Annotated in this window: 21 protein-coding genes and 1 tRNA gene; 18 read left to right on the top strand and 4 right to left on the bottom strand. The window is 69.5% G+C overall.

Features of this window, described 5'->3' with window-relative positions:
• Window positions 1-132: 132 nt before the first annotated feature.
• From KLK06_RS22875 to KLK06_RS22850, 6 genes are read left to right on the top strand one after another with little or no spacing between them, the layout of a single operon-like run.
• Window positions 133-642, top strand: a complete 510-nt coding sequence (locus KLK06_RS22875; RefSeq protein WP_214637616.1) for a MauE/DoxX family redox-associated membrane protein — start codon at window positions 133-135, stop codon at window positions 640-642.
• Window positions 643-665: 23 nt separating this feature from the next.
• Window positions 666-1,415 (top strand): thioredoxin domain-containing protein, encoded by a 750-nt coding sequence (locus KLK06_RS22870; RefSeq protein ID WP_250905872.1) that lies wholly within the window; start codon window positions 666-668, stop codon window positions 1,413-1,415.
• A gap of 26 nt (window positions 1,416-1,441) precedes the next feature.
• Window positions 1,442-2,644, top strand: coding sequence for a prolipoprotein diacylglyceryl transferase (lgt, locus tag KLK06_RS22865; protein WP_214637614.1), 1,203 nt, complete (start codon window positions 1,442-1,444; stop codon window positions 2,642-2,644).
• Complete coding sequence (locus tag KLK06_RS22860; protein WP_214637613.1) at window positions 2,641-3,345, top strand: VIT1/CCC1 transporter family protein; 705 nt, start codon at window positions 2,641-2,643, stop codon at window positions 3,343-3,345. The genes lgt and KLK06_RS22860 overlap by 4 nt, the downstream gene beginning before the upstream one ends.
• Window positions 3,342-4,160: a hypothetical protein gene (locus KLK06_RS22855; RefSeq protein WP_214637612.1), complete on the top strand. Its 819-nt coding sequence runs from the start codon at window positions 3,342-3,344 to the stop codon at window positions 4,158-4,160. Before KLK06_RS22860 ends, KLK06_RS22855 begins: the two co-directional genes overlap by 4 nt.
• Window positions 4,160-4,753 carry a hypothetical protein gene (locus KLK06_RS22850; RefSeq protein ID WP_214637611.1) on the top strand — a complete coding sequence of 198 codons (594 nt, stop codon included), beginning with the start codon at window positions 4,160-4,162 and terminating at the stop codon, window positions 4,751-4,753. The genes KLK06_RS22855 and KLK06_RS22850 overlap by 1 nt, the downstream gene beginning before the upstream one ends.
• Window positions 4,754-4,773: 20 nt before the next feature.
• On the opposite strand, the gene KLK06_RS22845 is transcribed toward KLK06_RS22850, so the two are convergent.
• Window positions 4,774-6,315, bottom strand: a complete 1,542-nt coding sequence (locus KLK06_RS22845) for a bis-aminopropyl spermidine synthase family protein (RefSeq protein ID WP_250905871.1) — start codon at window positions 6,313-6,315, stop codon at window positions 4,774-4,776.
• 211 nt (window positions 6,316-6,526) lie between these two features.
• Between KLK06_RS22845 and gltB the strand changes: the two genes are divergently transcribed.
• From gltB to pyk, 7 genes are all read left to right on the top strand, one after another.
• Entirely contained in the window at window positions 6,527-11,035 is a 4,509-nt protein-coding gene (gltB, locus tag KLK06_RS22840) for a glutamate synthase large subunit (RefSeq protein WP_214637610.1), read from the top strand.
• A gap of 14 nt (window positions 11,036-11,049) precedes the next feature.
• Window positions 11,050-12,528 (top strand): glutamate synthase subunit beta, encoded by a 1,479-nt coding sequence (locus tag KLK06_RS22835; RefSeq protein WP_214637609.1) that lies wholly within the window; start codon window positions 11,050-11,052, stop codon window positions 12,526-12,528.
• Between the two features lie 271 nt (window positions 12,529-12,799).
• Window positions 12,800-13,381: a TetR/AcrR family transcriptional regulator gene (locus KLK06_RS22830; RefSeq protein WP_214637608.1), complete on the top strand. Its 582-nt coding sequence runs from the start codon at window positions 12,800-12,802 to the stop codon at window positions 13,379-13,381.
• A 160-nt stretch (window positions 13,382-13,541) separates the two neighbouring features.
• A complete protein-coding gene (locus KLK06_RS22825; RefSeq protein WP_214637607.1) occupies window positions 13,542-14,948 on the top strand; it encodes an MDR family MFS transporter in 1,407 nt (468 codons plus the stop codon).
• 103 nt (window positions 14,949-15,051) lie between these two features.
• Window positions 15,052-16,866, top strand: coding sequence for a S8 family serine peptidase (locus KLK06_RS22820; RefSeq protein WP_214637606.1), 1,815 nt, complete (start codon window positions 15,052-15,054; stop codon window positions 16,864-16,866).
• A complete protein-coding gene (locus KLK06_RS22815) occupies window positions 16,863-17,213 on the top strand; it encodes a DUF2784 domain-containing protein (protein WP_214637605.1) in 351 nt (116 codons plus the stop codon). Before KLK06_RS22820 ends, KLK06_RS22815 begins: the two co-directional genes overlap by 4 nt.
• Before the next feature lie 35 nt (window positions 17,214-17,248).
• Window positions 17,249-18,676 carry a pyruvate kinase gene (pyk, locus tag KLK06_RS22810; RefSeq protein WP_214637604.1) on the top strand — a complete coding sequence of 476 codons (1,428 nt, stop codon included), beginning with the start codon at window positions 17,249-17,251 and terminating at the stop codon, window positions 18,674-18,676.
• Window positions 18,677-19,289: 613 nt separating this feature from the next.
• Here the strand turns inward: pyk and dapD are convergent.
• On the bottom strand, window positions 19,290-20,252 hold the full coding sequence (dapD, locus tag KLK06_RS22805) for a 2,3,4,5-tetrahydropyridine-2,6-dicarboxylate N-succinyltransferase (RefSeq protein WP_214637603.1): 963 nt from the start codon (window positions 20,250-20,252) through the stop codon (window positions 19,290-19,292).
• Between the two features lie 301 nt (window positions 20,253-20,553).
• Complete coding sequence (locus tag KLK06_RS22800; RefSeq protein ID WP_214637602.1) at window positions 20,554-21,495, bottom strand: LysR family transcriptional regulator; 942 nt, start codon at window positions 21,493-21,495, stop codon at window positions 20,554-20,556.
• 70 nt (window positions 21,496-21,565) lie between these two features.
• Here KLK06_RS22800 and KLK06_RS22795 point away from each other — a divergent pair, with 70 nt between their 5' ends.
• The 3 genes from KLK06_RS22795 (at window position 21,566) to KLK06_RS22785 (ending at window position 23,362) form a co-directional block, all read left to right on the top strand.
• Window positions 21,566-22,309, top strand: coding sequence for an SDR family oxidoreductase (locus KLK06_RS22795; RefSeq protein ID WP_214637601.1), 744 nt, complete (start codon window positions 21,566-21,568; stop codon window positions 22,307-22,309).
• Window positions 22,303-22,899, top strand: coding sequence for a TIGR03086 family metal-binding protein (locus tag KLK06_RS22790; RefSeq protein WP_214637600.1), 597 nt, complete (start codon window positions 22,303-22,305; stop codon window positions 22,897-22,899). The genes KLK06_RS22795 and KLK06_RS22790 overlap by 7 nt, the downstream gene beginning before the upstream one ends.
• Window positions 22,900-23,176: 277 nt before the next feature.
• The gene (locus KLK06_RS22785) at window positions 23,177-23,362 is read left to right on the top strand and encodes a hypothetical protein (protein ID WP_214637599.1); all 186 of its coding nucleotides are present in this window, start codon (window positions 23,177-23,179) and stop codon (window positions 23,360-23,362) included.
• A gap of 106 nt (window positions 23,363-23,468) precedes the next feature.
• On the opposite strand, the gene KLK06_RS22780 is transcribed toward KLK06_RS22785, so the two are convergent.
• Window positions 23,469-23,542: transfer RNA gene (locus KLK06_RS22780), tRNA-Leu, on the bottom strand.
• A gap of 116 nt (window positions 23,543-23,658) precedes the next feature.
• On the opposite strand from KLK06_RS22780, the gene KLK06_RS22775 reads away from it, so the two are divergent.
• Together KLK06_RS22775 and KLK06_RS22770 are read left to right on the top strand one after the other, a co-directional pair.
• Window positions 23,659-24,243 (top strand): response regulator, encoded by a 585-nt coding sequence (locus tag KLK06_RS22775; RefSeq protein ID WP_308016122.1) that lies wholly within the window; start codon window positions 23,659-23,661, stop codon window positions 24,241-24,243.
• A gap of 149 nt (window positions 24,244-24,392) precedes the next feature.
• Entirely contained in the window at window positions 24,393-25,682 is a 1,290-nt protein-coding gene (locus tag KLK06_RS22770) for an ABC transporter substrate-binding protein (RefSeq protein ID WP_214637598.1), read from the top strand.
• Window positions 25,683-25,712: the final 30 nt, after the last annotated feature.

The raw sequence follows: 25,712 nt of genomic DNA, 5'->3' as shown, positions 1-25,712 counted from the left end.
CTTAGCCGAGTCTTATCCCGGGCGTGGTCAGATGAGTTCCCGGTACTGTGCGCTTTCCAGCGCAGAGGAAGAGGAGCACTAGCCGTGGTCGCGTCGCAACCGTCACGTAACGTCCGCACAGCGGTACCCTGGGTGACGACCGTCGCCCGGCTGGTCCTGGGCGGGGTGCTGATCGCGGCCGGTTGGCTGAAGATCGGCAATCCGTCCGACTCCGTCGTGGCGGTCAAGGCTTACCAGTTGCTGCCCGACTCGCTCGCCACGACCGTGGGCTACGGCCTGCCGATCCTGGAGATCGTGGTCGGGGTGCTGCTGGTCGTCGGCCTGATGACCAGGGTGGCCGGGGTGATCGGCGCGCTGCTCATGTTCGCCTTCGTCTTCGGCATCGCCTGGGCGTGGGCGCACGGCCTGCGGATCGACTGCGGCTGCTTCGGCGGCGGCGGCCAACTGGGGGCGGGGCAGCAGCCGGCTTACCTGCTCGACATCCTGCGCGACTTCGGTCTTGTGGTGCTCGGCGCCTGGACCGTGCGCTTCGCGCCGGGGCACTTCGCGCTCGACTCGGCGCTCGGGCTGGCGGGTGGCGAGCGCGTTTACCGACAAGACGATCACGGACCAGGCGTTCACGGTCAAGAGGAGATGGGCTGAGGATGGGCAAGGGGGAGCGCGTGATGAGCAAGGGGGAGCGCGCGAAGTCCGCGCGGGAGAAGATCAGAGCGCAGCAGGCCGCCGAGCGCGCGCGGGAGCAGCGCAAACGAGTCGTCACCTACATGACCGTGGGCGTGGTCGCGGTGGCGGCGGTCGGTCTCGGCGCCTGGTACGCCGCCAGCAAGTCGCAGGCGGAGCAGGCCGGCGACACGGCGCCGACCACGGTGCAGTCCGACGGCTCGGTCGTCATGGCCAAGAGCGGGGTCGCCAAGCCGGTGATCGACATCTACGAGGACTTCCAGTGCCCGGCCTGCAAGCAGATGGAGGAGGTGAGCGGTAGCACGTTCCGGAACCTCGCGGCCGAGGGCCTGGCCAAGGTCGTCTACCACCCCATCACCATCTTCAGCACCGAGCCGACGAAGTCCAACTCCGTGCGCGCCGGCGCCGCGGCCCGCTGCATGACCGACGGCAAGCAGTGGCTCGCCTTCCACGACCTGCTCTACAAGAACCAGCCCAGCGAGACGGTCGAGGGCTTCAAGGCCGACCAGTTGGTGACCTGGGCCAAGGCGGCCGGAGCCACGGCGCCGGGCATCGACACCTGCATCACCAGCCAGAAGAATGCCCAGGCCCAGCTCGACTACAGCGCCAAGGTCAACAAGGAGCAGAAGCTCCAGGGCACGCCGACCGTCAAGCTGAACGGCACGGCCATGGACAACAACGTCGTCTTCACGCCAAAGGATCTTCGCGATGCGGTCACGAAGGCGGCCAAGTAGTCCCGCTTCCGCTACCCTCACCTGACATGCCCCTTGCCTCGATTCCCAGCCCTTCCCAAGGGGTCTGGTATCTCGGATTCGTGCCGATCCGGGCCTACGCCCTGTGCATCGTGCTCGGTGTCATCTTCGCCGTCTGGCTGAGCGAGCGCCGCTGGCGCGCTCGCGGTGGCCAGAAGGGCACGATCATCGACATCTCGGTGCCGGCGGTGATCTTCGGGCTCATCGGCGGACGCCTCTACCACGTCATCACCGACTGGCAGACCTACTTCGGCGACCGCGCGATCAAGCCGGCCTACAAGGCCCTGTTCATCTGGGAAGGCGGGCTGGGCATCTGGGGCGCGATCGCGCTCGGCGGCGTCGGCGTCTGGCTCGCCTGCCGCAAGCGGGGCCTGTCCCTCAGCGCGGTGGCCGACACAGTGGCGCCCGGCATCGCCTTCGCGCAGGCGATCGGGCGCTGGGGCAACTGGTTCAACCAGGAGCTGTACGGCGGGCCGACCACGCTGCCGTGGGGGCTGGAGATCGACCAGATGCACGGGGGCGAGCCGGGGGTGCTCTACCACCCGACGTTCCTGTATGAGTCGATCTGGGATCTTCTGCTGGGCTTCGCCCTGCTCTGGGCGGGCAAGCGGTTCGCGCTGCACCATGGGCGGTTGTTCGCCCTCTATGTGGCCGGCTACACGCTAGGGCGGTTCTGGATCGAAGGGCTGCGGATCGACCCGGTCGGCGGGGTGGACCACGCGGTGACGTTCCTGAGCCTGCGGCTCAACCAGTGGACCTCGATCGTGGTGTTCATCGGAGCGCTGATCTACTTCTGGGCGACCAGGAACAAGGACAACGAGGAGTTCATCCTCCCGGCCGTCGAACGCGAGGCCGGCGGCGATCCGGCCGGCCCGGATCCGGCCCACGGGGCCGACCAGGCCGACTCGGACGACGGCGCCACCGCCGCTTCGGTGGCAGGGGATACGGACGACACCCCTGACCCTGAGGTCGTACGGTCGGAAGCCGCGTCCGTACCGGAAGACCCCGCGTCCGTACCGGAGGACCCCGCGGACGCTTCTTCGGAGCCTGAGGTCGTACAGGAGGCCCCCGCGGACGCTTCGGAGCCTGAGGTCGTGCGCGCCGAATCTCCGGAGGTTCGCGCGGACGAGGAGTCCGTAAGCGACGACGAAGCGGTCGCGGCGCAGAAGGAGACCCCCGAAGCCGTTCAACAGGAGAAGAACTCGCGATGAGCGAGGGCGCGGAGCAGCACCACCGGCACCGTGACGTCACCGGCGGCTGGCTGCGGCCGTCGGTGTTCGGGGCGATGGACGGACTGGTGTCCAACTTCGCGCTCATCGCCGGTGTCGCGGGCGGCACCGCCGACACCAAGATCATCTCCCTGGCGGGCATCGCGGGGCTGGCGGCCGGCGCCTTCTCGATGGCCGGCGGCGAGTACGTCTCGGTGGCCAGCCAGCGCGAGCTGGCCCTGGCCGAGATCGCCGTCGAGCGCGGCGAGCTCGAACGCCACCCCGAGGCCGAGCAGGAAGAGCTCGCCCAGGTCTTCGTCAACAGGGGCGTGACGCCGGAGCTGGCCGCCGAGGTGGCCCGGCAGATCTCCGCGAACCCCGCCCAGGCCCTGGAGATCCACGCCCAGAGCGAGCTCGGCGTCGACCCGCACGACCTGCCCTCGCCCAAGGTGGCGGCTGGTTCGTCGTTCCTGTCCTTCGGCGTGGGCGCGTTCCTGCCGCTGGTGCCGTACCTGCTCGGCGTGACGAGCCTGTGGGTGTCGGCGATCGTCTCGTGCCTGGCGCTGTTCGGGGCGGGCGCGCTGGTCTCCAGGGTGACCGCGCGTTCCTGGCTGTACTCCGGGCTGCGGCAGCTCATCGTCGGCGTGGTGGCCGCCGGGCTCACGTTCGGGCTCGGCAACCTGATCGGGGCTGTTGGTCTGTGACGGCTCCCCGAACGGCGACCCGCAAGCGCCGGCGCCCCCCACGCTCCGACTGGGAATTCCCCCTGCTCACCCACTTGGGACTCCAGCCCAAGCAGCAGAAGCTCATCGTGATCATCTCGTCGGTGCTGGGCGTGCTGGCCGGGGCGTTCGCGCTGGTCGCCGTCGTGGCTTCGCTGGGCGAGTACACACCCGAGCAGCGGGAAGGCTCCGCCATCCTGCAGGGCGACTCGGCACTGCCGGAGGTCTACCACAGCTGGGCCTCGCCCAAGCTGTTCCAGCCGATCGCCGACCGGGCCAAGGACCGTGCGCCGCTCACCGAGAAGGAGGTGTTCGGGCAGAAGACGCTCACCGGGGAGAAGAAGCTCACGCTCAAGCTCGCCGGCAGCAAGCTCGACGCCAACTGCTCGGCCGCCGTATGGGGCGAGAAACTCCTCGAACTGGTCACCGACGGCGAGTGCGTACAGGCGGCCCGCGGTGTCTACACCAGCGCCGACGGCCGCTACATCGGCCAGTACACCCTGCTCAACCTGCGCGACGGCCAGGCCGCCGGCGAGCTGGTCGAGTCGCTCAAGACCCTCTACCGGGGTGGCTGGGCGCGCCCGCTCGGCACCGGCAAGACCGCCTTCCCGCCGGGAGGCTATACCGAGGGCGGCGGCTACGCCCTGGGCCACTACGTCGGGCTGGTCTGGATCGGCCGGGCCGACGGCCTCGACCCGACGACGAAGGACGACTTCGTCTCGTTGTCGCTGACGCTCAGGGGGGCCGAGAAGGCCGTCTACCGCCGGGTCGTCTCGATCACCGGGCCGGCGTCCTGATGCGGGCCCGCGTCGCGATCCCGCTGGGCGCCGCCGTGCTGGCGGTGCTCGCCGTGGGGGGCTGGCTGTTGTTCCTGCGACCCCAGCCCCGGCCGGCCACCTTCCGCGGCGAGCCGACCTCGGCGCTCTACTCGGTCATCGACTCCCGGCAGCGCGACGCGGCTCCGCTGACCGTGGGCGAGGTGTTCACGCCCGCCACGGAGACGCTCGGCCCGCTGCGCCGCGAGTCGGCTGAGCAGCTCGCCGACTGCGAAGACGCGCTCTGGGGCGCCTCGGCGGCGAATTGCACGCAGGCGCTGCGGGCCACGTACACGGGTGACTCGGGGGCGGGGCAGTTCGTCATCTTCAACCTCACCGACGGGCGGGCGGCGAACGCGCTGGTGAAGGCGCTCTCCAAGGACGGCTTCGTCCGGCAGGCGGTCCCGTTCGACGCCGAGCACAGCCGCGCGCAGGCCAGGGCGCTCGGCCACTACGTCACGGTCGCCTGGGCGGGACCGGTGCGGCCCGGGGAGACGGGGGACCTGGTGTCGCAGCTCCTCGCCCTCGACGGGCTCGGTCACATCATCCAGAAACGCGTGGTCGCGGCGACCTGACGCGTGGGTGCGGGCCGGGGTCAGGTGGTCTTGGACAGGGCCGTGACCGTGGCGGAGACCGTGGTGGGCAGGTCGGCGAGGCGGTGCAGGGGGGTCTCCAGCGGGGTGACGCCCTCGGCCCAGGGCGCCGCCTGGCGGATGAGGGAGCGGGCGTCGTTCTTGGTGAGCGTGGTGCCCTGGGAACGGGCCACCGCGATGAGCCCCTCGCGCCAGGTGTTGGCCAGCTTGCCGTGCCCGTTGTCGAGGATCCGCCGCAGCACCGCGGCCTCGTCACCGATCGGCTGTGGGAGTCGTACCGCGTCCAGGATGCCGCCGTCGGACGTCAGCTCGTAGACGGGCCTCAGGGCGTCCGGGAGGGAAGGCGGGGCGGACAGCAGGACCCGCACCCGGGCAGCGCGCGTTGCCAGCAGGACGCGGGGGAGCGCAGCCTCCAGACCGGCGGGCAGCGCGATCGCGACCCGCTCCACCGCGGCGGCGTAGGGCTTGGCCAGCCAGGTGGACAACTTCACCCGCGGCTGCGGCAGCTCCTTCGGCCAGTCGCCCACCAGCAGGTCGGCCTCGAACGCCGCGCCAGGTCCACCGTCGGCCGCCGGGGAGCCGGTGGACTCGATCGACTGGGGGCCCTGGGTGTAGATGGCGGTGGTGAGACGGTCGAGGCGGGCGGTGACGGCGGGGCGGGTCTTGGTGGTGGGACGCAGGACGTAGAGGTCGGCGGCGGAGCCGATGGCTTCCGCCCCAAAATAACGGTTGAAATCTGGGTAAATAGCTTCATACGTGAGGTTGAGCGCGGAGAGGGAGTCCTGGACCTTCAGGGCGAGCATCGGGGTGCGCTCGCTCGCCCCGTACGCCAGCAGGACCCGCCCGTCGTCCTTCAGCCCCTCGACCGCGCGCGCCACGAAGAGCCCGACCCCCTCCGGTGTGTACGGCGGGTCGGTGAGGGCCAGGTCGTGGCCGCGGGCCGACGGTGGCAGCGACACCCGCAGATCGGCCCAGAGGGTGTGTACGCCCAGGTCCTGGGCGTCGAGGTAGGCCAGGATGCGCTCGTCCACGTCGACCACCGTGACGTCGGTCTCGGGGTGGACCAGCTTGACGGCGAGCGAGGTGAGGTCGTGGTCGCCCACGCAGAGCAGCTTCGCGCCCCGCAGCCAGAAGCGGGCGCCGAGCAGCAACGCCCTGCGCAGCACGGTCTCCGGGGTGGCGGCCACGTGGTCCAGCGCGTGGCGGGCGCGGGGCGCCTCGTCGATGAGGCGGCGCAGCCGCTCGAGCACCGCCGCGTAGTGGGGGAGCAGGTGGGCCACCGGATCCGCCGGCGGCGGGGCCATGGCCAGCAGGTCCTGGAAGTCGGGCGTGTGCGCGAGCGGCACCCGGAACCTGTCGCCAGAGCGCTCCACCAAGACCTCGCGCAGCAGCGCCTCGATCGTCCGCCGGGACGTGGCCGTCTCCCTGACCAGGTCGGACAGGGTCCACCACTGCCCGTCGCAGAGGAGGGTCAGGGCGTGCCGCAGCCGCCTGCCGTCGACTCCGGCCTCGTCGAGCAGGCGTTCCACCCCGTCACGGTCCATGGTCCAACCCTATCGAGGGAATTCCGGGCCACCGGTCCGGTGTTTGGGACATAGCAGTCCGGATGTCGGGATTGTCGCCAATGTTCGCAATGCAGACCAGGCGGGAACTATTCCGGCAGGGTGTTGTAACCTCTACGCACACGCAGCAGGGCCAACGTCGTCCCCGCCTGTAGAGCAGTTCTTGACAGACGATGACGACGGGAGGGATTCAATGCCTGCTGCCCACCTCGGGTTCCCCGAGCCCCAGGGCCTCTACCACCCCGCCAACGAGCATGATGCCTGCGGTGTCGCCATGGTGGCCGACGTCGCCGGCCGCCGCGGGCACGGGATCGTGGTGAAGGCGCTGACGGCGCTGTGCAATCTAGATCACCGGGGGGCCAAGGGTAGCGAGCCTGACACAGGCGACGGAGCCGGGATCTTGACCCAGATCCCGGACACCTTCTTTCGCACGAACGTTAGCTTCGCGCTGCCCGAGGCCGGCCACTACGCGGTCGGCATGGCCTTCCTGCCGTTCGACGGCGAGGCGCGCGACATCGCCTTCCGCATGATCGAGGAGATCGCCGCCGAGGAAGGCCTGAACGTGCTGGGCTGGCGCGAGGTGCCGGTCGACCGTGCGCTGCCCGGGCCGAGCGCCAGGGCCGTCATGCCGCACTTCACGCAGCTGTTCGTGGCGGGCCCCAACGGTGAGTCGGGGCTGGAGCTGGACCGGCTGGCGTACTGCCTGCGCAAGCGGGCCGAGCACGAGGTGGACGTCTACTTCCCCTCGCTGAGCGCCCGGACGATCGTGTACAAGGGCATGCTCACCCCCGACCAGGTCGAGCCGTTCTTCCCCGACCTGTCGGACGAGCGTTACGAGACCGCGATCGCGCTGGTGCACTCGCGCTTCTCCACCAACACCTTCCCGAGCTGGCCGCTGGCCCACCCGTACCGTTACATCGCCCACAACGGCGAGATCAACACGGTCAAGGGCAACCGCAACTGGATGCGGGCCCGCGAGGCGATGCTCGAATCCGCCCAGATCCCGGGCGACATGTCGCGACTTTTCCCGATCTGCGATCCAGACGGCAGCGACACCGCATCCTTCGACGAGGCCCTGGAGCTGCTGCACATCGGCGGCCGGAGCCTGCCCCACGCCGTGCTGATGATGATCCCCGAGGCGTGGGAGAACCACACCGAGATGGACCCCGCGCGGCGGGCCTTCTACGAGTTCCACTCCTCGATGATGGAGGCGTGGGACGGCCCCGCGTCGATCACCTTCACCGACGGCACGCTGGCCGGCGCGGTGCTCGACCGCAACGGACTGCGCCCGGGCCGCTTCTGGGTGACCGCCGACGGCCTGGTCGTGCTGGCCTCCGAGGCGGGCGTGCTCGACTTCAAGCCCGAGGACGTCGTGCGCAAGGGCCGCCTGCAGCCCGGCCGGATGTTCCTCATCGACACCGCCCGCGGCAAGATCATCGAGGACGACGAGATCAAGGCCGAGCTCGCGGCCGCCCTGCCGTACGAGGACTGGCTGCACGCCGGCCTGGTCCGCTTCGAGGAGCTGCCGGCGCGGCAGCGGGAGATCCCCACGCACGAGGCGCTCGTCAAGCGGCAGCAGACCTTCGGCTACACCGAGGAAGAGCTGCGCATCATCCTGTCGCCGATGGCCAGGGTCGGCGCCGAGCCGATCGGCTCCATGGGCACCGACACGCCCGTCGCGGTGCTCAGCGAGAAGCCCAGGCTGCTGTTCGACTACTTCACGCAGCTGTTCGCGCAGGTCACGAACCCGCCGCTGGACGCCATCCGTGAGGAACTGGTGACCTCGCTGGCCAGCGTGCTCGGGCCTGAGGGCAACCTGCTCGACCCCGGGCCCACATCGTGCCGTCAGCTCGTCCTGCCGTACCCGGTGATCGACAACGACGAGATCGCCAAGATCATCCACATCAACGACGAGCATGACCTGCCCGGCTTCCACCCGCACGTGATCTCCGGCCTGTACGAGGTGTCGGGCGGCGGCGCGGCGCTGCTGCACCGGCTGGAGGAGATCCGCGCCGAGGCGTCGGAGGCGATCGCCAACGGCGCCCGCATCATCGTGCTGTCGGACCGCGGCTCGTCCGACACGCTGGCGCCGATCCCGTCGCTGCTGCTGACGGGAGCGGTCCACCACCACCTGATCCAGGAGAAGACCCGCACCAAGATCGGTCTCGTGGTCGAGACCGGCGAGGCGCGCGAGTGCCACCACATGGCGCTGCTCATCGGCTACGGCGCGGGCGCGGTCAACCCGTACCTGGCCATCGAGACCGTCGAGGACCTGGTCGACACCGGGGCGCTCAAGGTCGACAAGCACAAGGCCGTACGGAACCTCATCAAGGCCTACGGCAAGGGCGTCATCAAGGTGATGTCCAAGATGGGCGTCTCCACCGTGGCCTCCTACACCGGTGCGCAGATCTTCGAGGCGCTCGGCCTGAGCCAGGAGGTCGTCGACGCCTGCTTCACCGGCACCACCTCGCGGCTCGGCGGCGTCGGCTTCGACGTGCTGGCCGAAGAGGCCGCCCGGCGGCACGCGCACGCCTACCCGAGGGTGCCGAACGCGCACCGCGGGCTCCAGATCGGCGGCGAGTACCAGTGGCGGCGCGAGGGCGAGCCGCACCTGTTCAACCCCGAGACGGTCTTCAAGCTGCAGCATGCCACCCGCACGCGCCGCTATGAGATCTTCAAGGAGTACACGGGCCTGGTGGACTCGCAGGCCGAGCGGCTGATGACGCTGCGCGGGCTGTTCAGGCTGAAGGAAGGGCGGACCCCGGTCCCGATCGACGAGGTCGAGCCGGTCTCCGAGATCGTCAAGCGGTTCTCCACCGGCGCCATGTCGTACGGCTCGATCTCGATGGAGGCGCACGAGACGCTCGCCATCGCGATGAACCGGCTGGGCGGCAAGTCCAACACCGGCGAGGGCGGCGAGGACCCGGAGCGCCTGCACGACGCGACGCGGCGCAGCGCCATCAAGCAGGTGGCGTCGGGCCGGTTCGGCGTGACGAGCGAATACCTGGTCAACGCCGCGGACCTGCAGATCAAGATGGCCCAGGGCGCCAAGCCCGGTGAGGGCGGCCAGCTGCCCGGCCACAAGGTCTACCCGTGGATCGCCAAGACCCGGCACTCCACGCCGGGCGTCGGCCTCATCTCGCCGCCGCCGCACCACGACATCTACTCGATCGAGGACCTGGCCCAGCTCATCCACGACCTGAAGAACTCCAACCCCGACTCGCGCGTGCACGTCAAGCTCGTGGCCGAGGTCGGAGTCGGCACGGTCGCGGCGGGCGTGTCCAAGGCGCACGCCGACGTGGTGCTCATCTCCGGGCACGACGGCGGCACCGGCGCCTCGCCGCTCACGTCGCTGAAGCACGCGGGCGCGCCGTGGGAGCTCGGCCTGGCGGAGACGCAGCAGACGCTGCTGCTCAACGGGCTGCGCGACCGCATCGTGGTGCAGGTGGACGGCCAGCTCAAGACCGGCCGCGACGTGGTCATCGCGGCGCTGCTCGGCGCGGAGGAGTACGGCTTCGCCACCGCTCCGCTGGTCGTGTCCGGCTGCGTGATGATGCGGGTCTGCCACCTCGACACCTGCCCGGTGGGAGTCGCCACGCAGAACCCCGAGCTGCGCAAGCGCTTCACCGGCAAGCCCGAGTTCGTGGTGAACTTCTTCGAGTTCATCGCCGAGGAGATCCGCGAATACCTCGCCGAGCTGGGCTTCCGTTCGCTGGAAGAGGCGATCGGGCATGTCGAGCTGCTCGACGTGTCGGCCGCCGAGGAGCACTGGAAGGCCAACGGCCTCGACCTGTCGCCGATCCTGCATCAGCCGGAGCTGCCCGCGGGCACCCCGCTGCGCCGCACGGTAGAGCAGGACCACGGGCTGCAGCACGCGCTCGACAACACGCTGATCCAGCTCGCCGAAGGCGCCCTGAACAACGGCACCCCGGTCACGCTGGAACTGCCGATCCGCAACGTGAACAGGACCGTCGGCACCATGCTCGGCTACCAGGTCACCAAGCGGTACGGCGGCGCGGGCCTGCCCGAGAACACGATCGACATCGGCTTCACCGGCTCGGCGGGCAACTCCTTCGGGGCGTTCCTGCCGCGTGGCATCACGCTGCGGCTGACCGGTGACGCCAACGACTACCTGGGCAAGGGCCTTTCCGGCGGGCGCATCACTCTGCGGCCGCACGAGGAGGCTCCGCTCGACGGTCACATCATCTCCGGCAACGTCGCTCTCTACGGCGCCACGTCCGGAGAGGCGTTCATCCGCGGCGTCGTCGGCGAGCGCTTCTGCGTCCGCAACTCCGGCGCCACCGCGGTCGTCGAAGGCGTCGGCGACCACGGCTGCGAGTACATGACCGGCGGCAAGGCGGTCGTCCTCGGCCCGACGGGACGCAACTTCGCGGCGGGCATGTCCGGCGGCATCGCCTACCTGCTCGACCTCAACCTGGTGCGGGTCAACCGCGAGATGGTCGCCATCGAGGAGCTCACCGAAGAGGACGGCGAGTTCCTGCGCGAGACGGTCGAGAAGCACTTCGCCGAGACGGGCTCGCCGATCGCAAAGGAGCTGCTCGCCGACTGGCACGCGGCGCTCGCCCGGTTCGGCAAGATCATGCCGATCGACTACAAGCGGGCCATGGCGGCGGCCGAGGCCGCCCGCATCGAAGGCCGGGACATCGACGAGGCGGTCATGGCCGCCGCGGTTCAGGGTTAAGGGAGGCGTAACCGATGGCTGACCCCAAGGGTTTTCTCACGCACGACCGGGAGCTGCCCGAGCGCCGCCCCATCGACGTCCGCATCGGCGACTGGCAGGAGGTCTACCAGGACTTCTCCCAGGAAAAGCTGACCAAGCAGGCGGCTCGCTGCATGGACTGCGGCATCCCGTTCTGCCACAACGGGTGCCCGCTCGGGAACCTCATCCCCGAGTGGAACGACCTCGTCTACCGCACCGACTGGCGGGAGGCGATCGAGCGGCTGCACGCCACGAACAACTTCCCGGAGTTCACCGGCCGGCTCTGCCCGGCTCCGTGTGAGGCGGCGTGCGTGCTCGGCATCAACTCCGACCCGGTGGCGATCAAGCGCGTCGAGGTCGAGATCATCGACCGCGCGTTCGACGAGGGCTGGGTGACCCCGCAGCCGGCTCTGGTGAAGACGGGCAAGAAGGTCGCGGTCGTCGGCTCGGGTCCCGCCGGGCTGGCCGCGGCCCAGCAGCTCACCAGGGCGGGCCACGACGTGGTGGTGTTCGAGCGCGCGGACCGCATCGGCGGCCTGCTGCGTTACGGCATCCCCGAGTTCAAGATGGAGAAGCGCCACATCGAGCGGCGCCTGGACCAGATGCGGGCCGAGGGCACCGAGTTCCGCACCGGCGTGAACGTCGGCGTGGACATCACGGCGGCGCAACTGCGCGCCGAGTTCGATGCGGTGGTGCTGGCGGGCGGGGCCACGCAGTGGCGCGACCTGCCGATCACCGGGCGCGAGCTGGGCGGCGTCTACCAGGCGATGGAGTACCTGCCCCTGTCGAACAAGGTGCAGGAGGGCGACCTCGGCGAGTCCCCGATCTCGGCCAAGGGCAAGCACGTCGTGGTCATCGGCGGCGGCGACACCGGGGCCGACTGCATCGGCACCGCGATCCGGCAGGGGGCCGAGTCGGTCACCCAGCTGGAGATCATGCCGCGGCCGCCCGTCGTCCGGGCCGGCGGCCAGCCGTGGCCGACGTTCCCCATCCTGTTCAAGATGGAGAGCGCGCACGAGGAGCTGGAGGATGGCGGGGGCGCGCGGGTGTACGCGGTCTCGACGACCGAGTTCGTCGGCGACGAGTCCGGAAATATCCGCGCATTGCGGCTGGTCGAGGTCGAGGGGCCGCAGCACGGCTTCAAGCCGATCCCGGGCACCGAGCGGGAGATCCCGGCCGAGCTCGTCACGCTCTCGATGGGCTTCCTCGGCCCGGAGAAGGGAGCGCTGCTCCAGGACCTCGCCGACGTCGGCGGGGACGGCTTCTACGACGCGCGCGGAAATGTCTCTCGCGACAAGACGTACATGTCCAAGGTCGATGGGGTCTTCGTGGCGGGTGACATAGGCCGGGGGCAGTCGCTCATCGTCTGGGCGATCGCCGAAGGCCGCGCGGCCGCCTCCGGAGTGGACCGCTTCCTCTCCGGCGAGACGTCCCTGCCGTACCCGATCCTGCCGACAGCGCGGCCGCTCGTCTGATCCGTCCGTTCTACCGCGTTTCCAGAAGCGCCCGTCCGGCTCGCCCGGGCGGGCGCTTCCTTTTCAACCCGCTTCTCCTTTACGGCCAGCCCGGTGGGCCCCACCCGCCATACGTGGCCGGGCTCCGTCCAGGGGCACGCTCCTGCGGTTTACGGGGCCGGGCACCGTGACGTGCGTACTCTTGACCATGCCTGCTCCTTTGCATAGCCCGCAAGTCTTGCATTCCGTGTAACCATTGCAGACTGTGCAAGTCTTGCGTAGAGTGCACGGTATGGAGAGTCCGCAGGAGCGGCGGGAGCGGCGTCGGCGTGAGAAGCGGCAGGCCATCCGGAGGGCCGCCGTCCAGATCGCGCTCGACGGTGGGCCCGAGGCCGCGACCGTGGAGGCCATCAGCGCGGCGGCCGACATCTCGCCGCGCACGTTCTTCAACTACTTCGCCTCGAAGGAAGAGGCGCTCGTCATGGAGCCCGTCTGGCAGCCCGAAGAGGTGGTGGAGCTGCTCCAGGCCCGACCCGACGACGAGCCGGTCTTCCAGTCCCTGAAAGCGGTGTCGAAGGAGCTCGGCGTCCGGAAGCGGCCGGTGTGGGAGGAGATGCAGCCGTTCATTGAGCTGCACAACCGCCATCCGGAGCTGTCCGCCAAGGTCAGGGCCGCCGACCAGTCGAAGGTCATGCAGAAGACCCTCGACATCGTCAGGCGGCGGCCGGGCGTCACCAGCGGGCTGCACGCCAGGCTGCTGGTCGTCGGGTCGTTCGGGGCGATGATCTCGGCCATCCAGGAGTCGCTGGACGCGGGCGAGCCGGTCGAAGAGCTGCTCGACGAGGCGTTCACGCTGCTCGAACGCGGACTCTGACCCATACACAACCCACAGTGAGCGGCGACCGGGGTGGCACCCCCGATCGCCGCCGATTCCTCCTGCCCTCGCGAAAGAAGCACGGAGTCCAGTCATGGTATCGACAACCGTCCCCGAGTCCCCACCACAACGGAATCTTTGGATCAGCATGGGCTCGCTCATGCTGACCATGTTCCTGGCCGCCATCGACCAGACGGTCGTGGCGACCGCCATGCCCACCATCGTGGGCGAGCTCCACGGCCTGGCGAACCTCTCCTGGCTGGTCACGGCGTTCGCCCTGACCGCCGGCATCGCCACGCCCCTCTACGGCAAGCTCAGCGACATGTACGGCCGCCGGCGCCTCTACCTGTCGGCCATCGTGCTGTTCCTCATCGGCTCCGCGCTGTGCGGGGTCGCGCAGTCCATGACGCAGCTCATCCTGTTCCGGGCCTTCCAGGGCATCGGCGCGGGCGGGCTCATGGTGCTGACCATGACGATCTCGGCCGACATCGCCACACCGCGCGAACGGGCCAAGTTCCAGGGCATCTTCGGCGCCGTCTTCGGCGTGGCCTCGATCGCCGGGCCGATCATCGGCGGCTACCTCACCGAACACGTCTCGTGGCGGTGGATCTTCTACATCAACCTGCCGCTCGGCGCCATCGCGCTGGCCGTCGCCTTCGCCGTGCTGCGGCTGCCGCGCCGCACGTCGCCGCACCGCGTGGACTGGCTCGGGGCCGCGCTGATCTCCGGCGTCCTCACCTGCCTGACGCTGCTCGCCTCCTGGGCCGGCACCTCGTACGCTTGGTCCTCGCCCCTCATCATCGGGCTCGGCGCGGGGGCGGTGCTGCTGACTGTGCTGTTCGTGCTGGTCGAGCGGGCCGCGGCGGAGCCGGTGCTGCCGTTGAGGCTGTTCCGCGACAGGACGTTCACGCTCGGGGCGGCGGCGGTGACGCTGCTGGCCACGGCCATGCTGGGCGCGGCCACGTTCCTGCCGCTGTTCCTGCAGCTCGCCACCGGCGCGACCGCCTCGAACTCCGGGCTGCTGCTGCTCCCGCTGATGATCGGGATGATCGTCTCGTCGACCTTCGTCGGGCAGTTCGTCACCCGGCTCGGCACCTACAAGTGGTTCATCGTCACGGGCACGCTGCTCGCGGCCGTCGCGGCGGCGCTGTTCTCGACCATGGACCTCAGCACGAGCACGTTCGCCTCCAGCGCGTACATGGTGCTGTTCGGCGCCGGGCTCGGCATGGTGCTGCAGAACCTGCTCCTGGCCGTGCAGACGACCACGCCCGCCGCCGACAGGGGAGCGGCCACCTCGGCGGTCACCTTCGCACGTAGCATCGGCGGGGCCGTGGGAGTCTCGGTGCTGGGCGCCGTGTTCAGCGGCCGGTTGGGGGCAGGGCAGGCGTCGGTCACGCCCGAGGCCATCCAGGCCCTGCCGGAGGCGGCGCGGCACGCCACTCAGGTCGCGTTCTCGGGGGCGGTCACCGGGGTGTTCGCCTGGCTGGTGCCGATCCTGCTGCTCGGCGCGGGGCTGCTCGTGGCGCTCAAGAACGTTCGCCTGATTCAACACGCTTCACAGAGCTGACCAATTTTGCCCCACAAAGACCGAAATTTTGCGACAAAGTTGCATCGGGCGACTGGTGTCGGGAAGATGCAGTTTCTGGGGTGACGCGGTGGATGGGGGAATAATGAGGCGATTCGCCTCGGGCCTGACGGCCTTGGCCGTGGCAGTCTCGCTCGCGTCCTGCGCGCCTTCCGGGGCTCCCGCGGCTCTCAAGTCGGGGCTGGACGCGGGGCCGGACAAGGAGTACCTCGTCTTCTACGCCGACGGGCGGGAGCGTGCGGCGCTCGCCACCGTCGAGCACGCGGGCGGCCACATCGTCACCACCGACACCAAGCTCGGCTATGTCCTGGCCAAGGGCGGCGGCGACGCGTTCGTCGACGCCCTCGGCTCAGACCAGTCCGTCGTGGGCGTCACAACCGACCGCGAAATCGGCTTCGCGCCCACGCTCGCCGCCAGCGCTCCGACCACGCCCGCCGCCAGCGCCCCGAGCGCAGCGGCCGTGGGCGCGTCCGGTGCCCGGAGCACGTCGGGCGCGCTCGCTTCCGGTAACGGCAGTGTGACGGGCGCCTCCGCTGACCACACCATGACGGGCGTTGGCGCGCTCGCGTCCGGTGTCCGGGGCTCGCTGGTGCCGCGGGCGTTCCCCGACGCGTCGGCCATGAGGGGCGTCGCGGGGGAGCCGCTCGCCGGCCGCCAATGGGACATGAAGATGATCGGCGCCGACCGTGCCAACAAGAAGGCGCCCGGCACCAAGAAGGTGCTCGTCGGCGTCATTGACACCGGCATCGACGGCAAACACCCAGACATAGCCCCGAACTTCAACCGCGCCCTCAGCCGCAACTTCGTCACCGACAAGCCGAAGGACGAGAACGGCGACACCCTTGACGGCCCCTGTGAGGTGGCGAGCTGCAAGGACCCGGTCGACGAGGACGACGAGGGCCACGGCACCCACGTGGCCAGCACGATCGGCTCCCCGCTGAACCACATCGGCATCGCGGGCGTGGCGCCGGGTGTGCAGCTGGTCAACATCAGGGCGGGGCAGGACTCCGGGTTCTTCTTCCTCAAGCCCAGCCTCGACGCGCTCACGTACGCGGCCGACATCGGCGTGGACGTGGTGAACATGAGCTACTACGTCGACCCGTGGCTGTTCAACTGCGCCCACAACAAGGCCGACAGCAAGAAGCAGCAGCTGCAGCAGCGCGCGATCATCACCGGCATGCAGCGGGCACTCGACTACGCCCGCAAGAAGGGCGTCACGCTCATCTCCGCGCTCGGCAACGGCTCCACCGACCTGGGCCGGCCCAAGGTGGACACGAGCAGCCCCGGCTACCCGCGCGGCGACGAGAAGACCCGCAAGGTCGACAACTCCTGCATCAACGTGCCCGCCGAGTCCAAGGGCGTCATCTCGGTCTCCGCCGTGGGCCCGTCCGGCCGCAAGGCCAGTTACAGCGACTACGGGATCGAGCAGAACGACCTGTCCGCACCCGGCGGTGACGCGTCGGACGGCAAGGGCATCTCGGCCACCAGGTCGGTCCTGGCCGCCGCCCCTGAGTCCGTGCTCCGCCGTACTGGGATGCTCGACAAGTCGGGCAAGCCGAAGAGCACCAACGTCGTCCGTTCCTGCACCGGCGGGACCTGCTCCTACTACCAGTACCTCGACGGCACCTCGATGGCGTCCCCGCACGCGACCGGTGTCGCCGCGATCCTGATCAGCCGCTTCGGCAAGTCCGGCAAGGGCGGTGTGGCGCTCTCCCCGGCCACGGTCGAGAAGCTCCTGTACAAGACCGCCGACCACAAGGCGTGCCCGTCACCGCGCACGTTCACCTACGAGGTCTTCGGCGAGAGCGACAAGCAGACCTGCGAGGGCGGCAAGTCCAAGAACGGTTTCTACGGTCACGGCATCGTCGACGCCTGGAAGGCGGCTACCGTCAGACCATGATGTATCGCCTCATCGCGGATGCCGCGATGGTGGTGCACTTCGCCTTCCTGGTCTACATGGCCGTGGGCGGGTATGTCGCATGGCGCTGGCGGCGCACGATCTGGGCCCATCTCGCGGTCGTGACCTGGGGCGTGATCTCGCTGACCACAGGTGTAGAGTGCCCGCTTACGGTCGTAGAGGATTGGGGGCGCCGCAGCGCCGGCCTCCAGGGGCTCCCACCCACCGGCTTCATCGACCACTACATCGAAGGCGTGATCTACCCGGAGGAATACGCGAACTTGGCGCGCCTGGGGGTTGCCATTCTCGTGTTGTTCTCCTACGTCGGGTACGTTCTGCGTCGTCAATGACAGCCAAGTGGTCTGTACCAATTAAGGTAGGACTCGTGACTCGTCGCGCGAAAATAGTCTGCACACTAGGTCCCGCCACCTCCTCCCCTGAACGCCTGCGCGAGCTGATCGCCGCAGGCATGGACGTGGCCCGGTTCAACCTCAGTCATGGTGATCATGACATGCACCGAGAGGTATACGACCGCGTCAGGGAGGTGGCGGCCGACCTCGGCCGCGGTGTAGGCGTGCTCGCCGACCTGCAAGGCCCCAAGATCCGCGTCGGCAGGTTCGAGGAAGGCCCGGTCCGGCTCGGTTTCGGCGACGTCTTCACGATCACCACCGAAGACGTGCCGGGTGACCGGGAGCAGGTCTCGACCACCTACAAGGGCCTGCCGGGCGACGTACGCCCCGGCGACACCATCCTGGTCGACGACGGCCGCCTGGTCCTGGAGGCCACCGCCGTCGAGGCCGACCGTGTCATCACGCGGGTCGTCATCGGCGGCATGATCTCCGACAACAAGGGCCTCAACCTGCCGGGCATCAACGTCAGCGCACCGGCGCTCACCGACAAGGACGAGGCCGACCTGCGCTGGGCACTGCGCACCGGGTTCGACATGATCGCCCTGTCCTTCGTCCGCCGCCCGTCCGACGCCGACGTGGTGCGCAACATCATGGAGCAGGAGGCCGTCCGGCTCCCGCTGCTCGCCAAGATCGAGAAGCCGCAGGCGGTCGACCGCCTGCCCGAGATCGTCGAGGCGTTCGACGGCATCATGGTCGCCCGCGGTGACCTGGGCGTCGAGCTGCCGCTGGAGCAGGTGCCGATCGTCCAGCGGCGCATCATCACGCTCTGCCGCGAGAAGGCCCGCCCGGTCATCGTCGCCACGCAGATGCTCGACTCGATGATGAGCGCGCCCCGCCCCACCCGCGCCGAGGCGTCCGACGTCGCCTACGCCGTCATGGACGGCGCCGACGCGGTCATGCTCTCGGGCGAGACCTCGGTGGGCACCTATCCCATCGAGTCGGTCTCCACCATGGACCGCATCGCCCGCGCGGCGGAGGAGCACTCGCTGCACGCCACCCACTCCCTGGAGCGCCTGCCGGAGACGACGGGCGGCGCCATTGCCCGCGCCGCCGCCGAGGTGGGCGCGATCGTCGGCGCCAAGGCGCTGATCGCGTTCACCATGTCCGGCGAGACGGCCCGCCGCCTGGCCCGCTACCGCTCACCGATCCCGCTGCTGGCCTTCACCTCGGCGCCGCACGTGCGGGGGCAGCTGTCGCTGACGTGGGGGGTGGAGACGTTCCACGTGCCGTTCGTCCATCACACGGACGACATGGTGCGCCAGGTGGAGGCGTCGCTGCTGACGCTGGGCCGCCTGGAGAAGGGCGACAAGGTGGTCATCGTGGCAGGCTCCCCTCCCGGCACCCCGGGCTCCACCAACGCCCTCCGCGTCCACACCATCGGCTCTGCGGTGTCTCACCACTGATTTGGGCAAAACCTTTTAAAGCTATTTTTTACGGCCGGCACGGGAAGACCCACCCTGGGCGATCGGCCGAGGCCCCTCCAGGGGAACACTCCTCCGCCTCACCGGCTTGCCGCCGCGACGTGCGCATTCTTGGCCGTCTCCGTGGGCAGTGTGTGCCGGTGGGTGGATCGCGGCGTCGGGTGGGGGCGCACATCATGGTGCCCGGACCTGTCCGCTGGGGAGTGCGCCCGTGGACAGGTCCTCTGGGGTCGTGTCCACCGGGGAGTGCCGCTTGGACAGAGCCGCTGAGGTCGTGTCCACCGGCTGAGTGAGTCCCTGGGTGGGTCTCTGGTCTGCGCAGTGGACGGGATCGCGCACTTGGTCGACCACACGGAAGCCATGGCCGACCATGCGCACGTCACGGCGGCCAGCCGTCTCCACCGGAGGAGCGTGTCCCTGGACAGGGCTCAGCCCCGTGTGGAGGGTGGGGCTCACTGGGCTGGCCGTAATAGATCGTAAAAAATGCGGACCAGTGAGGTGTGGCGCCGTCTCCGCCGGAGGAGCGTGTCCCTGGACAGGGCTCAGCCCCGTGTGGGGGGTGGGGCTCACTGGGCTGGCCGTAACAGATCTTGAGTTAGTTGGCGTGGAGGTCGGCGTTGAGTTCGACGGGGCCGCCGGCGCGGGGAGCGGCTTCCACGGCGCCCGTCTGGGAGTTGCGGCGGAACAGGAGGCCGTTCGAACCGGACAGGGACTTCGCCTTGACGGTGCGGCCGTCCGGGAGGGCGACCTTGGTGCCGGCCGTGATGTAGAGGCCGGCCTCCACCACGCAGTCGTCGCCCAGCGAGATGCCGATGCCCGCGTTCGCGCCCAGCAGGCAGCGTTCGCCGATGGAGATGACCTCCTTGCCGCCGCCCGAGAGCGTGCCCATGATCGAGGCCCCGCCGCCCACGTCGGAGCCGTCGCCGACGAGCACGCCCGCCGAGACGCGGCCCTCCACCATCGAGGCGCCCAGCGTGCCGGCGTTGAAGTTCACGAAGCCCTCGTGCATCACCGTGGTGCCGGTGGCCAGGTGCGCGCCGAGGCGTACTCGGTCGGCGTCGGCGATCCGCACGCCCGTCGGCAGCACGTAGTCGACCATCCGCGGGAACTTGTCCACCCCATACACCGTCACCGCGCCCCTGGCCCGCAACCTCAGCCTGGCCTGCTCGAACCCCTCCACCGGACACGGCCCGAAGTTGGTCCACACGACGTTCGCCAGCAGGGAGAACAGGTTGTCGAGGCTCAGCCCGTGCGGCCTGACCAGGCGGGCGGAGAGCAGGTGCAGCCTGAGGTAGGCGTCGTGCGCGTCCGCCGGCGGCTCGGAGAGTTTGGCGATGCCGGTGCGCACGGCCACCACCTCGACGCCCCTGGCCGGGTCGGGCCCCACCAGCGAGGCCAGCTCACCGGCCTCCTCGGCGGAAAGCCGCTCGGTGCCCGTCACGGGCGGGTCGCCCAGCTGCGGGGCGGGGAACCAGGTGTCAAGTACGGTGCCGTCAGTGGCGATGGTCGCGAGCCCGATGGCGTGCGCGCCGGTCACGGTGGGATCGATAGCTGTCACAGGCACAAACTATCGTCATCCAGACGGGCCCCTGAGCCCCGAGCCCTCCGTGTCACCGACGGCCCACTGAGGCGCGGGCGCGCCGCCCGGTCCTCGCCCGTCCACCGGACGGCATCCCACAGGTCACGCGTGCCGTAGTCGGTCATGTGGTCGCCGGTCACGGATCACCTGTGCTCGTGGTCGGTCATGTGGTCCTCGGCCGCAGATCGCGCGTGCCCGTGGTCGGTGAGGTTGTCCCCGGTCACGGATCACGTGTGCCCATGGTCGGCCATGCGGCCCTCGGTCACGGATCGCGCGTCGGTCACCTGATCCCCGGCTCGACCGCTGGCCGCCGTGCCACATCTCCGGCTGCGACGTCCGCGGCGGTGCGGACGAAGGCGGCCAGGGCGGGGGAACGGGTCTGTTCGGGCCAGGCCAGGACGACCGTGGTGGGGGCGGCGTCGACGACGGGAACGCAGGCCAGATCGCGGCGCACTTGCTCCTTGACCGATTCGGGGACGACGGCGATCATCCTGCCGAGGGCGACGAGCTGCATGAGTTGAGCGGCATCACCCGCCCGCAGCCCCGAAGCGACGTGCGGCCCGGAGGCTTGCCGCTCGGAGGTGCGGGGCTCGAAGGCGCGGGGATCGGAGGTGCGGGACTCCGAGGCGCGGGGATCGGGCCAGCGTGGGATTGGGTCGGCGTCCAGGTCGGCGAGATGGACGAATGGTCGTGCCGCCAGTGGGTGCCGGGTCGGCACGACGGCCACTCCGCCCTCCACCAGCAGCGGCTCCGTGTCGAACCCCGTCAGGTCCTCCCAAGGGCTGTGCAGGAACGCCACGTCCGCCGTGCCGTCACGCAGCAGCCGGGCCCGCTCTGCCACCCCGCACAACACCACCTCCACCGGCAGGGCATCCGGGCACTCCTGGTAGGCGGCCAGGATGTCCGGGAGCAGCGCGCCGTCGCCGCCGGGCTTCAGGGCCACGACGAGCCGCGGCTCGGTCAGCCCCGCCCTGCGGGTGCGATGTTCGGCCGCCGCCACCGCGTCCAGGGCCTTGGCGGCCTCCCTGGCCAGTACCTCGCCCGCCGGGGTGAGCACCACCCGGCGTCCCGAGCGGTCGAACAGGAGCACGCCGAGCCGCCGTTCGAGCTTCTGGATCGCCCTCGACAGCGGCGGCTGCGCGATCCCCAGCCGTTCGGCCGCCCGGCCGAAGTGCAGCTCCTCGGCGACGGCGGCGAAGTAGGCCAGCTCACGCGTCTCCATACCCGTAGGGTATCGATCCTGACCCAGCTGGTGTTGGCCCGGCGACGGCCCACGGTGGTGTGCTCGGGGAATGACCGCAACGACGATCGCCCTGGTGACCGGGGCGAACAAGGGCATTGGCTTCGAGGTCGCCGCTCAACTGGCGGCCAGAGGCATGACCGTGCTGCTCGCCGCCCGCGACGCCCAGCGCGGTGAGGCGGCCGTCGCCAGGCTGCGCGCCGTCGGCGCCGACGTTCACCCGCTCGTCCTCGATGTCACCGACCCCGCCGCCATCCAGGCGGCCGCCGCCCACGTGGCCGACCGCCACGGACATCTGGACGTGCTCGTCAACAACGCCGGTATCTCCGGCCACCAAGCCGGCGAGGCGCCCAGCACCACCCGGCCCGAGCTGGTGCGCGAGGTGTTCGAGACGAACGTCGTCGGTGTGCTCATGGTGACGAACGCGTTCCTGCCGCTGCTCAGGCGCGCACCCGCCGCCCGCATCGTGAACGTCTCCAGCGGTGTCGGCTCCATGACCCACCACACGACCCCGGATCACTACATGTCGAGACTCCTGGCCTCGGCCGTGTATCCACCGTCGAAGACGGCGCTCAACGCGCTGACGATCCAGTACGCCAAGGAGCTCGGCGAAGACGGCATTCTGGTCAACGCCGCGGCTCCCGGAGGTTGTGCGACGGACTTCACCAAGGATCTCGGGCTGCGCATCACCCGTACTGCGGCCGACGGGGCGGCCATAATCGTCAGATTGGCCACCCTGGGTCCTGATGGGCCCACGGGGGGATTTTTCGACGATGACGGGACAGTGCCTTGGTAGACATCATTGAGCTCAACCGGCGATCCGTGCGGGCGACCGTGGACCTGGTGGCGACCATCAAGCCCGGCGACCTGGACCGGCAGACGCCGTGCGACGGCTGGGCGGTGCGCGATCTGCTCGCCCACCAGATCGTGCAGAACCACGGCTTCGCCTTCGCTGCCTCGGGGGAGCGGTCCGGGCTGGACATGTGGGAGCCGCGGCCGGTGGGGGATGACCCGGTGGAGGAGTACGCGGCGTCGGCGCGAGCGGTGATGGAGGCCTTCGCCGAGGAGGGCGTGCTTGATCGCAGGTTCTACCTGCCCGAGATCCGTGACGGTGGTCCGTTCCCCGCGAAGCTGGCGATCGGGTTCCACTTCATCGACTGCGTGGTGCATGACTGGGACTTCGCCAAAGCGCTGGGAGTCCCCGCGAACGTGGACGAAGACCTGACCGAGGCCGCACTGCCACTGGCCGCCCAGGTGCCCGACACACCGGCGACGCGTGGCGAGGGCAAGGCGTTCGTGACCGGGGTGCCGGCGGCGGACGACGCTCCGGCCCTGGACCGGCTGGTGGCACTCCTCGGCCGCTCACCGGCCTGGTCACCGAGCTGAGGCCCTTCACCGGCCTGGTCACCAGGCACCGGCCTGGTCACCAGGCACCGGCCTGGTCACCAGGTCCGCTCGCCGGCCTGGTCGTCGCGCTGAGGCCCTTCAGCGGTCTGATAGTGAGGCTGAGGCCGGTCGTCGAGCTGCTCACGGCCTGAGGTCGTTCCCTGGACAGGTTGTCGCGCTGAGGCCCCCTCACCGGCTGGGCGCCGCAGATGGCGGTCGTCCGGAAATATCTACCTAAATCGGGAGCGAGGAGTACGACTGGCCGGCGCTCTACCGGATGGACGCCGAGGTGGTCGTCGCGCTCGTCTCCGTGGACGACGGGCGCCCGGCCGTCCACGCGGACGACGTACTGCTGGACGAGTTCGAGGTCGAACGGCAGGGGCGCTGCGCGATCTGGCCCGCGCGGCGGTCATGCGCGAGACGGACGTCTACCGCTGGACACGTTGCCGTGGAGTGTCTCTGAGGGGCGTCGAAGAGCTGGTCGCACAAGCCGGGAGCGGCGACGGCTGGAAAACGACACCTCAGAGATGCCACCGCCCGGTCGCGGAGACCGGGCGGGTGATCAGGTGTGCCCCGGGTGGGACTCGAACCCACACTGTGCGGGTTTTGAATCCGCTTCCTCTGCCAATTGGGATACCGAGGCAAGGATCCGGAAATATCCGGATCCGTCGTTATCGCACGGCGAAAGGGTAGCCGAAATCCACGGCCACCCACCACCGGCGTCGCTCTAATCTAGCGGACATCGGTACTCTCTTGCTCGTGAGTACGCAGCGACGAGTGGTGATCGCGGAAGATGAGGCACTGATCCGCCTCGACCTCAAGGAGATGCTCGAGGAAGACGGCTACATCGTCGCGGGCGAGGCCGGTGACGGCGAGCGGGCGATCCAGCTGGCCACCGAGCTGAGGCCCGACCTGGTGATTCTCGACGTCAAGATGCCCGTTCTCGACGGCATCTCGGCAGCCGAGCGGATCGTGGCCGAGCGGATCGCCCCGTGCCTCATCCTGACCGCCTTCTCCCAGCGTGACCTGGTCGAGCGGGCCAGGGACGCGGGGGCCATGGCCTACCTTGTCAAGCCGTTCACCAAGGCGGACCTGGTGCCCGCGATCGAGATGGCGGTCAGCAGGCACGAGGAGATGGTGGCGCTGGCCGCCGAGGTCTCGAGCCTGTCCGACAGGCTGGAGACCCGGAAGCTGGTGGAGCGGGCCAAGGGGCAGTTGATGTCCGCGCATGGCTGGAGCGAGCCGCAGGCGTTCCGGTGGATCCAGAAGGCGTCGATGGATCGCCGGTTGAGCATGCGCGAGGTTGCCCAGATTGTTATAGACGACACGGCGGAGCGCGGCTGAGGGGCGACATATCACCGGATTCGCCCCCGTGGGTTGTGGCGCGATTACGAGTGGGCATCCAACCGGCCTCGGTCTCCTTCGCCCGAGGCGTCCCGGTCGCATGCTGATGGGCGGACAGAAGATCCGCTCATCTGGACGGAGACGCTTCGATGATCCGCATTTCCCGGGCGCTGGCCGCCGCCACCGCGGCGGGCCTGGCGCTGGCGGCCTGTTCCAGCGGGGGCACCACCTCCGCGCCGACCTCCGCGGGGACGGCCACCGTTCAGCCCACAGGGCAGACCGCCAAGGGTGACGGCACGCTGACCATCGGCTCGGTGCTGCCGCAGACGGGCTCGCTGGCCTATCTCGGCCCGCCCGAGTACGCCGGCGTCGACCTGGCCGTCAAGGAGATCAACGACGCCGGAGGGGTGCTGGGCAAGCAGGTGGTCAAGATCCATACCGACTCGGGCGACACCACCACGAACATCGCCTCGCAGTCGGTGGACAAGCTGCTCGCGCAGAAGGCCGACGCCATTATCGGCGCCGCGTCGAGCTCGGTGTCGGAGTCGATCATCGACAAGATCACGCGGGCGGGCGTCGTGCAGTTCTCGCCGGCCAACACCTCCGACAAGTTCACCACGATCAAGGACGACGGGCTCTACTTCCGTACTGCTCCGCCGGACAAGCTACAGGGGCGGGTCCTGGGTGACCTGATCGTCGCCGACGGCGACGACACGGTCGGCATCCTGGCCATGCAGGACTCCTACGGCACCGGTCTGGCCGACCAGGTCACGCGGACCGCCGAGGCGGGGGGCGCCAAGGTGGTCGAGCGCGTGGACTACGACCCGAAGGCCGCGGAGTTCTCCGCCGACGTGGCCAAGATCAAGGCGGCGAACCCCAAGGGCATCGTGCTCATCGGCTTCGAGGAGACCGCCAAGGTCGTGGCGGAGCTTGTCAAGCAGGGCCTGACGACGGACAAGTACAAGTGGTACATGGTCGACGGCAACATGTCGAACACCAACTACCTGAGGATGCCCAAGGGCACGCTGAAGGGTGTCAAGGGCACCATCCCCGGAGCGGCGGCGCCCGAGGCGTTCCAGAAGCGGCTCCTGGCCGTCAACCCGAAACTGACCAACTACACCTACGCCGCGGAGTCGTACGACGCGGCGATCCTGATCGCGCTCGCGGCCGAGGCGGCCAAGGATGACGCGGGCACGGCGATCGGGGCCAAGCTCGTGGACGTCAGCAAGGGCGGCCAGAAGTGCAAGGACTTCAAGTCCTGCGTCGCGCTGCTCAAGGCCGGCAAGGACATCGACTACGACGGCGTGAGCGGCCCGGTCGACTTCAACGACGCCGGTGACCCGTCGGTCGCGACGATCGGCGTCTACCAGTACGGCGCCGACAACAAGTACAACGCCGCCAAGGCGCTCGAATATCGCAAGGGTGACATCTCTGGGTGACGGTGACGCTCCCGCAGTGACGGCCCCCGA

This window comes from Nonomuraea sp. NEAU-A123, from assembly GCF_018603905.1.
Taxonomy (GTDB): Bacteria; Actinomycetota; Actinomycetes; order Streptosporangiales; family Streptosporangiaceae; genus Nonomuraea.
The sequence above is the reverse complement of the archived record's forward strand: the minus strand, read 5'-3'. Positions and strand labels throughout refer to the sequence as shown.

Bases quoted from the DNA above. Each gene is read 5' to 3' on its own strand.
- KLK06_RS22870 (WP_250905872.1), top strand. From the start codon at position 666: ATGAGCAAGGGGGAGCGCGCGAAGTCCGCGCGGGAGAAGATCAGAGCG.
- lgt (WP_214637614.1), top strand. From the start codon at position 1,442: ATGCCCCTTGCCTCGATTCCCAGCCCTTCCCAAGGGGTCTGGTATCTC.
- KLK06_RS22860 (WP_214637613.1), top strand. From the start codon at position 2,641: ATGAGCGAGGGCGCGGAGCAGCACCACCGGCACCGTGACGTCACCGGC.
- KLK06_RS22850 (WP_214637611.1), top strand. From the start codon at position 4,160: ATGCGGGCCCGCGTCGCGATCCCGCTGGGCGCCGCCGTGCTGGCGGTG.
- KLK06_RS22845 (WP_250905871.1), bottom strand. From the start codon at position 6,315: ATGGACCGTGACGGGGTGGAACGCCTGCTCGACGAGGCCGGAGTCGAC.
- gltB (WP_214637610.1), top strand. From the start codon at position 6,527: ATGCCTGCTGCCCACCTCGGGTTCCCCGAGCCCCAGGGCCTCTACCAC.
- KLK06_RS22835 (WP_214637609.1), top strand. From the start codon at position 11,050: ATGGCTGACCCCAAGGGTTTTCTCACGCACGACCGGGAGCTGCCCGAG.
- KLK06_RS22830 (WP_214637608.1), top strand. From the start codon at position 12,800: ATGGAGAGTCCGCAGGAGCGGCGGGAGCGGCGTCGGCGTGAGAAGCGG.
- KLK06_RS22825 (WP_214637607.1), top strand. From the start codon at position 13,542: ATGCTGACCATGTTCCTGGCCGCCATCGACCAGACGGTCGTGGCGACC.
- KLK06_RS22820 (WP_214637606.1), top strand. From the start codon at position 15,052: ATGAGGCGATTCGCCTCGGGCCTGACGGCCTTGGCCGTGGCAGTCTCG.
- KLK06_RS22815 (WP_214637605.1), top strand. From the start codon at position 16,863: ATGATGTATCGCCTCATCGCGGATGCCGCGATGGTGGTGCACTTCGCC.
- KLK06_RS22800 (WP_214637602.1), bottom strand. From the start codon at position 21,495: ATGGAGACGCGTGAGCTGGCCTACTTCGCCGCCGTCGCCGAGGAGCTG.
- KLK06_RS22795 (WP_214637601.1), top strand. From the start codon at position 21,566: ATGACCGCAACGACGATCGCCCTGGTGACCGGGGCGAACAAGGGCATT.
- KLK06_RS22785 (WP_214637599.1), top strand. From the start codon at position 23,177: ATGGACGCCGAGGTGGTCGTCGCGCTCGTCTCCGTGGACGACGGGCGC.
- KLK06_RS22770 (WP_214637598.1), top strand. From the start codon at position 24,393: ATGATCCGCATTTCCCGGGCGCTGGCCGCCGCCACCGCGGCGGGCCTG.